The following is a 12,530-nucleotide window of genomic DNA, read 5'->3' as shown; positions in this document are numbered from 1 at the left end:
ACTGTGCGAGCGGAAGCCTAGCGGTTCTTACTGATGTCGATCTGCTGCGTCGGAGCCTCCGAGAACGCCTGCCCCGGCTTGTCGCTCGGCGGGGTGGTCTGCGGCTTCTTGACCAGACGGCCCGGCTTCGAGGTGCCGTCGCCGCCGCGCAGGCCCAGGATCAGGCCGGCGATCAGCGAGATCGCGCCCAGCACACCGAAGATGATCGGCAGCGTGCGGCCGTAGAGCGACAGCTGATCCATGTACTTGCGGGCCTCGTCGGACTGCGAGCGGATGGTGTCGGGATCGAAGGTCAGCGTGGTGTTGATCGCGGTGACCTCGGGCTTGTCCGCGCTGCGCGCGTAGTACTGGTGCAGCTGCTCGGAGCCGTTCACGACGGTGCCGGTCTTGGGCTCCACCCACACGTCGCGGGTGTTGGTGTAGTAGCGGTTCATCGTGATGTCACCCTCGCCCGGGACGCCCCACTTGGCGGCCGGGAAGGTGAGCCGGTTGGTCGGCGAGGACGTGACCTTCGACAGATCGGTGGCCGGCACCTGCTGGCGGAAGTGGTAGACCTTCAGATCGTTGATCTCGGTCTCCTCCACGAACTTCATATCGAACGACTTGCGGGCGTTGATGTCGAAGTACGGGTAGGTCGTCTTCTCGGTTCCCAATGGGAAGCGGTACTGGAGGCCGGTGTGCTGCACCGGATCCGCGACGCTGTTGCCCTTGCTGTCGACGGTGGTGGCGATCGAGCCGTTGGGGTCGTCGTCGATCGGCTGGCCGGTCTTGCGGTTGATGGTGACGCGGTCGATGATCGCCGACAGCAGGCCGGTGTCGCCCGTCTTGTCCTTGCGGCGCAGCGTCTGACCGGCCTGGATGGTCATGTTGGTCTTGCCGGACGGTTCCTCGACGGTGAGGAAGCGCTGCGAGATGAGCCCGACGTTCTTGTCGACCACCGCCGGACCCTCGCCCGTGAGGAGCGTTTTCGAATCCAGCACCTCGCTCGGGGCGTCGGGCTTGTTGGATGCGATGGTGGTGATCTCGAGGTCGAGGGGAGTTTTGGCCAATTGGCTCACCCCATACGTCGGGACCAGTATCGCTGCGACGATCAACAGCGCACCGAGTCCCACGAGCAGGCAGGCCACCGTCCTCTTGGTACCGGCACTGAGTGCCATGCAAACTCTCCTCGTCGTCGAACAAGCCTCGTCCGGGTGCGCTCATAACCGGGTGCGGTCATAACACAAGCACTCGTGAGCCCCGACACTAACAGTCCGGCACCTTAACCTGGCGAGCTGAGTGCGGAAAACACTCCGAAAAAGTACGAGTGTCCGGCGAGTCGCGGTTCGAGTCCGCGGGCGCGGGGAGCCGCACGAGGCGCCGGCGAACCCGGCAGGGCACACTGGATCGCGATGACCGCAACGCCAGAAATCGCCACATCCAGCACCGACGTGCCGGTTGCCGCGGCGTCGCGTCCCGCTCCGCCGGTTCCCGGAACCCGGAGATTCGTTCCCGCGCTGGAGGGGTTGCGCGGACTGGCCGCCCTCGGCGTGGTGCTGACGCACGTGGCCTTCCAGACCGGCGCCACCGCGACGCCGGTGATCGGGCGGGTGTGGGAACGGTTCGACATGGCCGTCGCCGTATTCTTCGGTCTCTCCGGTTTCCTGCTGTGGCGCCCGCACGCCGCAGCGGCCCGCGGCCTGGGCACCGCCCCTCGGGCCGGGCGCTATCTGCTGCACCGGGCCGCTCGCATCCTGCCGGCCTACTGGGTCGTGGTCTGCGTGGCGCTCACTTTGCTGCCGTCGGCGGCACATTCGGCCGGGCTGCGGGTATGGGGGGCGAATCTGATCTTGGTGCAGGTGTTCGTTCCGCTGACCCTGACCGACGGTCTCACCCAGATGTGGAGTCTGTCGGTGGAGGTGGCGTTCTATCTGATGCTGCCGCTGCTGGCCTGGGCGCTGGTCCGGTTGCGCGGCGCGGCGGCACGGCAGCGGGTGTTCGCGGTGACCGCGATGGGACTGCTGTGCCTGGGCTGGAATTTCCTGCCGGTGCCGACCCCGGACGCCATCCACGCCGACAATTGGCTGCCCGGATATCTGCCGTGGTTCGCGGCCGGCATGGTGCTGGCCGAACTGGCCGAGGTCCTGGCCGCGCGGTCCCGCAGCGGGGATGTGACCCCGCGCTGGCAACGCCCGCTCGGCGACCGCCGGCTGATGTGGGTGGTCGCCGCGGTCGCGTTCGCGCTGTCGGCGACCGATCTGGCCGGTCCCGCCGGACTGGCCCGCGCCGCGGCGTGGCAGTACGCGATGAAAATGGGTCTAGGGGCCTTGATCTGTTTCGGCCTGCTCGCCCCGCTCGTGGTCGGTGTCGCGCGGCACCGCTTCCTGGAGAGCCGCCTGGCGCTGACGATCGGACGCTGGTCCTACGGCATCTTCATCTGGCATCTGGTGGTGCTGGCGATGATGTTCCCGATCTTCGGATTCATCCCGTTCAACGGCGGGTTCCTGCATGTGCTGGCATTGACGGTCGCCTTCACGATGCCGCTGGCCGCCGCGAGTTACGCGCTGGTCGAAGAACCGGTGCGGCAGTGGGTCAAACGCCGGTTCGGTTAGTGGAACGCGCCCACCGGAGCGGTGTGCGCGCGGGCAGTGCGGCGACGCCCACGGCGACCACCGCCACCAGCGCCGGGAACTGCGTCCACAGCGAGCCACCCATATAGGCCTCGGCCGAACGCCACGGCCCGGTCGAGAGCGCGGCTTCACCCAGAATCGTTCCGGCCCCGGCGAGGACCGCGAGAACGAGCGGCGCCTTCGGCAGCAGCCGCACCGCAACCAAACCTGCGGCAGCGCAGAGTGTTCCGATCGGACCGGAGATGAGGAACGCGGCGATCGACACACCGGCCGCACCCAGCCACCAACTGTTCCAGGTCCGAGGTGGTGGGTCGTAGGTCGTCGCGGGTTCGCCGTCCGCCGGGGCGGGCGACTCGGCCGCCGACAGGACTGGGGCGCCGGGTGTTCTGCCTGCTGCGGGGAGCGGCGTAGTCCCGTCGGCCGGCAGTTCGGCCGCGTGGCGACCATCGCCGTTGTGCCACAACCGTTTACGCAGTCGTCTCGGAGCCGGCAGGGCCAGCAGCGCCAGCGGGATCAGCAACAGCAATCCGCCGAAGATGGCCAGGCGATACCAGCGGTCGATCGGGAACCCCACCGTCACCGGGCCGTGCGCATCGGCGGGAATCACCCACCCCTGCTTCCACCCGTCGACCACGACGGGCCGCAACGCGTGGCCGTCCCCGGTGTGCGCGGTCCAGCCGACATTGGTACTGAGCGGCAGGACCAGCAGGCGATCGCCGGCCGGCGCATCGATGCCGGCCGGGCGACCCGTGTCTTCGGGCGACCCCGGAGCGAGGGATTCGGGCGAGGCGGAGCCGTCGGCCGCGAAAGCCGTGTTGTCCAAGCGCAGTTCGTCGACGGAGAACAGTTCCGTCGGGGCGACCGTGACGTCGACGGAACCGGCGGGGAGGTCGACCGTCCCCGGGGCGCCGCCGTCGCCGGGCACGCACACGGTGGCGGACACCGGCTTTCCCGTGAGCAACGCATCGGCCGTCGCCGTCACGCTGGTGTGCAATACCCGCCCGGCGACCGCGATGGTCGGGCCGTGGTCACAGTCGACGGTCACCGGCCGATCGCCGGGGGCGGGCGCGGGGTAGTCCGGTCCGAGTACCGACACCTCCGCCAGGCCCGGCGGTTGCTCCTGGGTGAGCCCGAGGGCGGTCCGGTCCAGCACCGGCTTCCAGGTATCGACGCTGAGCTCGATGTGGTCGGTGACGTACGGATGCAACTCCAGCCGCACCGGAGTCGGCGGCGCCGACATCGGGGCGGGGGTGTCGGTCGACTTGGGCTCCGGGGCGGGCGCGTTGCGCGGCGGTGTGGCGGTCGGCGAGGTTCGGCCCGGTGAGTCGGCCGTCGCCTCCGGATCGCGTCCCTTCGGCGCGGGCGGAACCTCGCGAACCTGCGGCCCGTCCCCGAGATTGACCGCGATCGAGGTCGGTCGCGCGGGCAGTGCGCCCATCGGCGGGGTGACCTCGAGGCCGGTCACCAGTTCCGGTCGCGGCAGCTGAATCGTCAGTGTCGGTTTGGCGCCGGTGCGATTGCGCACGGTGTCCTCGGGCGCGATCCAGCTGGTGCGCGGATCGCCGTCGGTCGCCGCGAAGGCCGAACCGCGCAGATCGCCCACGTCGGCCTTGCCGCGGGCGATGGGCCGCTCCGGATCGGTCAGCAAGCCTTCCAGTGCGGGGCCCTGTCGCGTGCGCAGAGTCAGTCGCGGTGCGACCGTCATCGGGTCCGGCACACCGAGAGTGCGTTCGAAGGCGCCGGGCTCCTCGGCGGGTAGCGCGAGGCCCTTACTGCAGCGCACCCGATCGGGCGCATCGAAACATCCGCTGCGGCCGGGGAATTCCTGTCCCAGATTCCAGCCGCGCACCGGCGTTCCGGCCGGAACGAGCGGTAGCACCGTGTGGTGGCGAATCGTCACGGGCGTGGGCGCGTCCCGGTTCGAATAGTCGAACAGCTGAACTTCGCTGATGCCGAATTGCCCACCGCCGGTGCCGTTCTCGGTGCGGGTCGCGGTAATGGTGAGCCAGTCGGTACGGCCCGGCGGCAACGAAACCGACACCGGCGCACCGGGTTCCGATATCCGTGCGGCCACCGTGCCGTTGGCGGTGCGCACCTCGATCCACTTCACCGGGTCGCCGATCGCGGCGGGGCTCGTGGTCACCTGCAGTGCACCGGCTTCGATGGGATGGTCGAGGTCGAGTCGCAGCCATTGCCCGACAGCGTGTTCGGCGCTGGTGCTCAACCACGCGGTGCTCGGATCCCCGTCGAAGGCGGCGGCGGTCGAACTGCCGGGCGCCGCTCCGCCGAGCTGCGTGGCATCGGCCGCGGAACTGGATGCCGTGACGGCCGCGCCGGACCACTGTCCCTGCACCGGCTGCGCGCCGGGCACCGGGTAGTCGGGTACCAGATTGTGGGTGCGGCGGGCGTCGGTGGGCGCGCGCAGCGCCGAATTGTGGTTGTCCACCCGTCCGAAATCGGCCTCCCGATCCATCGGGGTATCGGTGATCGTGGTCGCGACCGGAGTCAGTCCGGCGCGTGCGGCATCGGCGGCCAGCAGTGCGGGACCGCTCGCGTCGGAGTCGTTGCGACGCAGCCGTTCCAGCACTTCCGGCCCGCCCTGTACCACCGGAACCGAAGGCAGCGGCACCGTCCGTGCCCCCGGGAAACTCGCCGGAGCGCCGGGACCACTGCGAATCTCGGCAGGGTCACCGCGGTCGCCGGCGCTCACCCGGTAGATCTCGATCGCCGGATACGTCGGGCGCAGATCACCGTCGGCGACCAGACCGTCACCGTGGCCCACCTCGATCGGGTTGCCGAATTCGGCGACCTTGGTGATGCCGGGCGAACCTTCGATCGCCGCGTGCGCCAGCATCGGCCGGGTGGAGCGGGAGGTATCGGGGTCGAGATCGTTGCGCAGCACCAGAATTCCGATGCCCTGATCGATCAGTGTCGGTGCGAGCCCGGTCGAGGGCCGGCCGTCGGCGATCAGCCGCTGCACCGAATCCATCGCCCGGATCGCGCCCGGCGGCGTGAGCGGCACGGCATCACGCACCGCCCACGGCGTGCGGGCCAGGGCCTGTAGTGGTTCGTCGCGGGTCAGGCCCCAGATCTGACTGCCGAACGGTGCTCCGGGCACCACCAGCGCCCGGGTGTCCGAAGCGTTGCGCGCCAACCAGTCCGCGGTCTGCTGCCAGTACGCCGGCACCTTGTCGTAGGCGCCGCGCGGGGCGAGTTTGCCGGTCCATGCCAACGAGGTCGACAGCGCCAGCGCCGCCAGCAGCAGCGCCGCCACCGCGACCATGCGGTTGCGCTCGGGATGGGCGAAGGCGCTGCGCCACACGGGCATCGGCACCGAGGCGGGCAGCGGCACCCGCCGCAGCAGATGGGCGAGCCCGATCACCAGCGGGATCCGGATCAGTGGTTCCAGCTTGTGCACATTGCGCAGCGGGGCGCCGCCGGAATCCAGGAAGATCCGCACCGATTCGGCGAACGGGCCGCCCAGCTGTCCGGCATATCCGGCACAGATGCCGACCAGGCCGGCGATCAGGACGAGCGTGAACCGCCCGCGCGCCGGCATGGAACGCAGCGCCAGCCCGGCCATTCCGGCCGCCGCCAGCACGCCCGTCGCCAGCACCGCCGCGGGCTGGGTGACCAGCACCGCACCCGCGATCCGCTCCGGTGAGACGTACGGCGTCCAGCTGTCGGTGCCGCGCAACACCTCACCCAGCGACGCCCACTGGGTGGTCACGCCGGAGGATTCGATGTAGTCCAGGAACGGCGGACTCACCTTGCCCAGCACCAGCAGCGGCACCACCCACCACAAGGTGCCCAGGATCAGCAGCGGAATCCAGGCCCGGGTGAACCGCCACCAGGTCCGATTCGGGCGATACGACGCCCACCACAGTGCCGCGGGCAGGAAGGCGGCCACGGTCGCGACCGCGTTGACCGACCCCATCAGCGCCAACGCGAGGGCGCTCGCCGCCGGCGAGGTCGCACCCCGCATCGAGACCGATTCGGCGGTCGGCCGGTGCGGTAGCAGTCGCCGCCATCCGGACCGGGCGGCATGGATGCGCGGCATCCCCACCACACCCAGGGCCACCGGTGCGAGCAGCACCCAGGGAGCCAGCATCATCGGCAGGGTTTCCGAGGAGATGGATCCGAGCGTGGTCAACACCCGCGGCGACAGCGCGAACGCGACCGCCGCGATCACCCGGGAACCGCGGGTGCCGATGCCCAGCACCTCGCACAGCCGGACGATGCCCCAGAAGCCGGCGAGGATCAGCAGCGCCCACCAGATCCGCTGCGTCACCCACGCCGGAAGGCCCAGCACATGGCCCAGCGAGAAGAAGGCGCCGTGCGGGAAGAAATATCCGTAGGCCTGGTTCTGCACCTGGCCCATCGGCGCCTGACTGCTCCACAGATGGGCGGCACGCTGCAGGAATCCGACCGGATTCTGGGCGAGGTCGTATTTGGTGTCGGCGACGGTGTTACCGGGCGCCTGCAGAAAGGTCAGCAGGAAGGCGACGAGAACGGTACCGGCGAACCAACGCCGGCCCAGTGGTGCGCCGGCCGAGGAGAGAGAGTCGGCGGAAGAGGCAGCGGTCGGCGCAGCGTCAGCGAGCGCCGTACTCAACGTTGTTCAGCAGCGACGACGAGGCGTCTCCATGACTTATCTCGGGCCGCGAGTTCTGCGCCGTCGCCGTCACGACAATGAACACCGCGATCACACCGAGCAGCGCTCCGGCGACGGCGCTCGCAACCCCCGGGACGGCAAACTTCATCGCGTACTCCCAACATCGACACAGGCGTCTTGCGAGCCAACCTACAACATGGACGCGCCCCGAGAGACACGCAGCACGGCAACCCGCCGGGCGAACGGTTCTCGAGCGGCCTTCCGAGCAGCTGCGATCAGCTCGGCTGGTCCGGTACCGGGCAGGCCAGCCCGTTCAACAGGGTGCGCAGTTTCGCGGTCGTCTCGTCGAGTTCGGTGCGCGGGTCGGAGGCCGCCACGATGCCGCCGCCACCGTAGGCCTGCACGGTGCGTCCGTCCGCGGACACGTCGGCGCACCGGATCGCGACCACCCATTCGCCGTCGCCGCGCGCATCGCACCAGCCGACCGCACCGCCGTAGAAGCCGCGCGGCTCCTCGTACTCGGTGATGGTCCGCAGGGCGAGGTCGGTGGGGGTGCCACAGACCGCGGGCGTGGGATGCAGCAGCAGGGCCAGATCGAGCGCGGTGGTGGCGGGGTCGCGCAGGCGTCCGGTGATGGGTGTGGCCAGATGCCAGACCTCGGCGGTGTTGATCAGCTCGGGGCCGTCCGGGATCGCGAGTTCGGCGCACACGGGGGTGAGTCGTTCCCGGATCCACTCGATGACGAAGGCGTGTTCGTCGCGATTCTTGGTACTGGACAACAGCTCCCGAGACCGTTCGGCATCGACGGTGGGATCGGCGTGCCGGGGCAGCGTTCCGGCCAGCGGACGCAGCGTGACGGTGTCACCGTGCCGGGCGACCAGCACCTCCGGTGTGGCGCCGACCAGGTGCGCGCCGGTCCGGCCGGCGGGCGTCAGATCGACGGCGAAGACGTTGGCCTGAGGATGGCGTACCAGCAGGTGCGCGGCGACCACCTCGGGCTCGAGCGGCTGGTCCGCCTCGGCGATCAGCGAGCGCGCGGCGACCACCTTGCGCAGCGGCTGCGCCGGATCCGACAGCTGCTCCACCAGTTTCGTCACCCGGGCCACATGCTCTGCCGGACTGGGAATCTCCGCGACGACCCGGACCTCGGGCAGGGGCGGAACGGCGGCCGGACGCCACGGGCCCGCACTGTGCTGGGCCTGCTGCGGCTCACACAGCGCGGCCGCATCGCCCGGGTCGAACGGGATCGCGCCGACGATCAGTTCCGCCGCACCGTCACGCAGGGCCGTCGCTGCCCGCCGCGCATCGTCGAATGCGCGCCGGATGCCGGTCGTACGGACCACGCCCCCCGGTTGTGCGAGCAGAAAGCCGTCCATAGTTTCCCGACGATAGTCGTGTGCGGAAGCGGCGGCGCCCGGGTAGCGACGCAGATCTCATGTGGGCAGACTCATGTGAAGGGGGCGGCACCCTCACAGCTGACCGGCGAGATCGCTGACCGGTATCGGTTCCTTTCCCGGCGGCACCAGCAGAATCGGCCGATGGCAGTGCTTCAGCACGGCCTCCGCCACGCTCGAATGCAGCAGGGCGCGGATGCCGGTGGAACCGCGCGTACCGGCGACGATGATGTCCACATTCAGCTCGTCTGCCACGTCGACGATGGCGTTCCAGATGGTCGAGGTGCATTCGGCGGTTCGGGGCTCCGCATTCAATCCCGCCAATTTGGCCAGCCGTACGCCCTCGGCATTGATCTGTTTCGCGTCGACGTAGGCGATATCCTCGATCTCCTCGTCCGGCAGCCATTCCGGCTGCATCACACCGGAAAGTCCGGACAGCCGCGCGGCCTGGCGCACCATCGGCTCCCATGCGGTGAGCACGACCGCCTTGGGCGCGGACAAGAATCGCCCCGCATATTCCACGGCCCGCTTCGCATTCTCGGATCCGTCGTACGCGATGAGCATCAAGTCGCAAGTCATGCCGACCTCCCGGACATCCGTGCCGTGCGCATGCGGGTTGTTCCGAGACTACCCGCGGCCCCGAGAGTACTCGGGCGATCAGCGTAAATGCGGGATGTCGATCGGTATTCGCCGATTCGATTCGAAACCGTTCCGTTCCGTCTCCGGACCGGCCGGACTGTGTCCTGAACCTCACTCGTGGCTGACAATTCGCGCGTGATTCACCGAATCACGTGTAACTGCTGTGATTTCCGGTATTCACTGGAACAACCGACGAACGGAGCCGGGGCACGGCGCCGGGAGATGGACAGTGAGTGAGGTGCATCGTGCGATTGAAAGAGATTGCTACGCCACAGGATTGGGCGGACACCTACCGCGAGCTGTTCGGATTACCCTATGTGCGCGTCACCTCGCCGGGATATGTCGTGTTACCTCTCGGCGACTCGGTCGCCGCGGTGAATACGCCGGAACCGCTCGGTGCGCTGGTACTCGGTGAATTGACCGTGCGCGGGATTCCGGGGCCGGTGCTCGTGCGTGAACACCCGCCGCGTCGAACGTTTATCGCGGTATTCGACGGATATCCCGATGTTGACCGGACACTGCGATTGGAACGCCACGGCGTCGATATCGGATCCCATCGCAGCAATGTCATTCTGCCCACCGGATTCGGGCGGCACACCCATGAGGGCCGGTGGTGGGCGCGCGCGCCCCAGCGCGACGAATCGCTGCCGCTGCTGTCGGAGGTCGTGGCAGCGGTGGAGCGCATCGCGGCATAGCACGACGACCGGGGCACGACGACCGGGGCACGACGACCGGGCCGGCGTCCGGCGGCGCCGCAATCGCGAGGCTATCGGCGGGTGCGCAACTCGTAGCGGCGCTCGGCATAGGCCAGGTCGTCGCGCCAGAGGCGGGCCGCCGCGTGGTTGATCAGCGGGCGCAGCACCGGGAGAGCGCGGTGCGCGTGCCGGAAACCGGGGCGAGGCGAGTGTGCGATGACCGCTTCGATCACCGCGGTGCGAGGCCGGCCGTCGGGGCCCGGGCCGAGCGGGGTGGCGTGAGTTTCCACCACGCTGCCCGCGCCTTCGCCGCCGACGATGCGCATGACGATCGTGCGCGGGTCGGGACAGGTGAATTCCGCTTCGACCGGAACGCCGAGACCGCGGGTGACGCGGAAGGTGACGGTGAGCAGGAAGCGATGATCGTCCTCGCCGAGGTGCTCACGCCGGGGTGTCCGAGTGACATCCAGGCGCGTGAAGGAGTACGGGTGGAGCCATCCGCCGTGCCACGGATCGAGCCGGTTGGCGACGATGTCGCTCGGCTCGCAGATGCCCGTCGACCGATTGACCGCGTGCACCGTGGTGTCGTCGGGCCGGGCGCCGACGACCGGCGCCTCGGTCGGTGTGTGCCCGCCCACGGTGTCCAGGCGTACCCAGGCGAGCACGCCGTCGTCGTGGCAGGGGAACGGTGACCACCGCGGCCCGCCGTCGGCGCCGATTCGCAGGCCGTGCCAGCGGCAGATCAAGGTGCCGTTCTCGACCCGGCCGGTCGCGAGCGACGCACCGAGGTGCGGGCACGCGCCGGGGCCGACCAGCAGGCTGCCGTCGCGGTCTCGCCAGGCGACGATCTCGACACCGCCGACGGTCGTGCCGAACGGCCGCCCCGCCCGGATCGCGCGACTCGCCGCGAACACGTACCAGTTTCCGCTGGGCAATCGCTGGGACCAGTCCAGTGTCGCGTCGATCAGGGCAGGATCGGCGTCGCGGTAGGTGGGCCGCTGTCGCGACCACTCTTCGGCGGCGAAACGTCGCAGTGGAAGGTTCCTCACCCGGCCGGTGAGCTGAAGCCGATGGTTCACGACGAATTCCTTTCCCGGAGCGCGAGGGTGCGCAGGACGGCCGAGCGGCCACGGTTGGGCACCGTCTGCAGTGAATGACCGGCTGCCCGCCAGTGTTGTGCCAACGTCGACGCCGCGAGCCAACCGGTCGTCGCGGCGCGTTCCATCAGGGCCACCGGAAGATCCACCCGTATGCCGTCACCTGCCAGCATCAACCGCGGGTGCGGGGTGGTGACCTCCGGCCGGTTGGCGAAATCGCCCGGCGCGAAACGGGGGCAGTCCCGGCGCCACAGCGTGCGTTCCGCCACGACCCGCGCCTGCCCGGATTCGGGGTAGATCTCGTGCAGTCGTGCGTACAGCCGTTCTCGCACCGCCTCCCGTACCGATGTGCCGGGTAGTTCGGGCGCAGCCGCGTAGGCGTGCAGTTCCACGACGCTGCCGCCCCGTTGCCGGGCCCATCGGGCAGCGGCGCTCTCGTAGCGATCGACGACACTGATGTTGTCGATCGGGCTGAGGTTGCCGGTGGCGAGGAAGCTGGGCCGGTCGCGGCGCAACGGCCGGTCCAGCCAGAGCCGGTGGACGACGAAGGCCGGGGCGAGCGCCAATGCGGCGACTCGCTCGCGCCATTCGGCAGTCCCCAATTCCGGTGACGCGGCGACGATGTCGCGCAGACCGGCTACGTCGGCGGCGAGTACGACGGCATCGGCGGACAGACCGGACCCGTTGTCGGCGTGCAGCCGGAAACCGGGGCCGTCGGTGTCGATTCGGGTGATTTCGACGCCGGTGTGGAAGTCGACACGGCCGGGACGTCCGGCGACGTCCGGCGCGGTGAGATGGTCCCGCAGCGGATTCCACAGGCCCACATCGAAATTGTCCCGAATCGTGTCGAAGACCAAACCCTCGCTGGAGCCCAGGAAGTAGATGTGGAACATCGTCGCCAGTTCGGCTGCCGACATCTGCTGGGGAGCGGCGAAGAAGCTGCGAGAAAAGACGTCGAAGGCCAGATGCCGCGCGGCAACCGGGAAATTGATGCGCTGCAGGAAGGTATCGGCGTCCACGTCGTCGAGCTGCCGATAGATCCGCGGTACCGACACGGCGGCCAGCGGCGCCGCCGCGGAGGGGTCCATCCGGATCAGGTCGCGCAGCCGGAAGGTGGGACTGCGCAACGCGAACGCCACCGCGTTCCAGGGAGGGGTGCGGGGCAGATGACGGAAACCGTCCCGGCGGCCCTGCGCGTCGATCAGCGGATAGTCGTCGACACGTTGCCACCTGGTCAGCCCGGGATCGCTGCGCGACAACAGCTTTCGCAAATTGTAGTACTGCGGAAAGAAGGCGTGGAAACCCCGGTTCATGGCGAGCGCGGTGCCGTCGGGCAGCGTCTCGGTCCATCCGCCGACGCGGCCGCCGAGATATCGCTCGCGTTCGATCACGTCGACTCGAAATCCCCGTTCGGCCAGCCCTGTGGCCGCGGCCAGACCCGCGATGCCCGCGCCCACCACCGCCACTCGTGGTCGCGGCTG

Annotated in this window: 9 protein-coding genes; 2 read left to right on the top strand and 7 right to left on the bottom strand. The window is 69.3% G+C overall.

What is annotated here, in order from left to right:
• Window positions 1–17 precede the first annotated feature (17 nt).
• Window positions 18–1,157 (bottom strand): cell envelope lipid trafficking protein PgfA, encoded by a 1,140-nt coding sequence (gene pgfA, locus NN2_RS06985; protein ID WP_063011456.1) that lies wholly within the window; start codon window positions 1,155–1,157, stop codon window positions 18–20.
• A gap of 234 nt (window positions 1,158–1,391) precedes the next feature.
• On the opposite strand from pgfA, the gene NN2_RS06980 reads away from it, so the two are divergent.
• Window positions 1,392–2,591 carry an acyltransferase family protein gene (locus NN2_RS06980; RefSeq protein ID WP_082856782.1) on the top strand — a complete coding sequence of 400 codons (1,200 nt, stop codon included), beginning with the start codon at window positions 1,392–1,394 and terminating at the stop codon, window positions 2,589–2,591.
• Here NN2_RS06980 and NN2_RS06975 read toward each other — a convergent pair.
• The 4 genes from NN2_RS06975 to NN2_RS06965 form a co-directional block, all read right to left on the bottom strand.
• The gene (locus tag NN2_RS06975; RefSeq protein WP_174554950.1) at window positions 2,572–7,224 is read right to left on the bottom strand and encodes an alpha-(1->3)-arabinofuranosyltransferase domain-containing protein; all 4,653 of its coding nucleotides are present in this window, start codon (window positions 7,222–7,224) and stop codon (window positions 2,572–2,574) included. The genes NN2_RS06980 and NN2_RS06975 overlap by 20 nt on opposite strands.
• Entirely contained in the window at window positions 7,205–7,372 is a 168-nt protein-coding gene (locus NN2_RS36120; RefSeq protein ID WP_081879341.1) for a DUF2613 domain-containing protein, read from the bottom strand. The genes NN2_RS06975 and NN2_RS36120 overlap by 20 nt, the downstream gene beginning before the upstream one ends.
• A gap of 127 nt (window positions 7,373–7,499) precedes the next feature.
• A complete protein-coding gene (locus NN2_RS06970) occupies window positions 7,500–8,600 on the bottom strand; it encodes an isochorismate synthase (protein WP_063011454.1) in 1,101 nt (366 codons plus the stop codon).
• Between the two features lie 93 nt (window positions 8,601–8,693).
• Entirely contained in the window at window positions 8,694–9,197 is a 504-nt protein-coding gene (locus NN2_RS06965; RefSeq protein ID WP_030514240.1) for a universal stress protein, read from the bottom strand.
• A gap of 305 nt (window positions 9,198–9,502) precedes the next feature.
• Here NN2_RS06965 and NN2_RS06960 point away from each other — a divergent pair, with 305 nt between their 5' ends.
• The gene (locus tag NN2_RS06960) at window positions 9,503–9,952 is read left to right on the top strand and encodes a VOC family protein (protein ID WP_146100745.1); all 450 of its coding nucleotides are present in this window, start codon (window positions 9,503–9,505) and stop codon (window positions 9,950–9,952) included.
• 71 nt (window positions 9,953–10,023) lie between these two features.
• Here NN2_RS06960 and NN2_RS06955 read toward each other — a convergent pair whose 3' ends face one another.
• Together NN2_RS06955 and NN2_RS06950 are read right to left on the bottom strand one after the other, a co-directional pair.
• Entirely contained in the window at window positions 10,024–11,031 is a 1,008-nt protein-coding gene (locus NN2_RS06955) for a Rieske (2Fe-2S) protein (protein ID WP_063011452.1), read from the bottom strand.
• Window positions 11,028–12,530: FAD-dependent oxidoreductase (locus NN2_RS06950; protein WP_063011544.1), on the bottom strand; the 1,503-nt coding region annotated here is incomplete at its 5' end. The genes NN2_RS06955 and NN2_RS06950, both read right to left, overlap by 4 nt.

The organism is Nocardia nova NBRC 15556 (genome assembly GCF_001613005.1).
GTDB classification, from domain to species: domain Bacteria; phylum Actinomycetota; class Actinomycetes; order Mycobacteriales; family Mycobacteriaceae; genus Nocardia; species Nocardia nova.
Note: the sequence above shows the minus strand (reverse complement) of the source record. Positions and strands in the feature narration are given on the sequence as shown.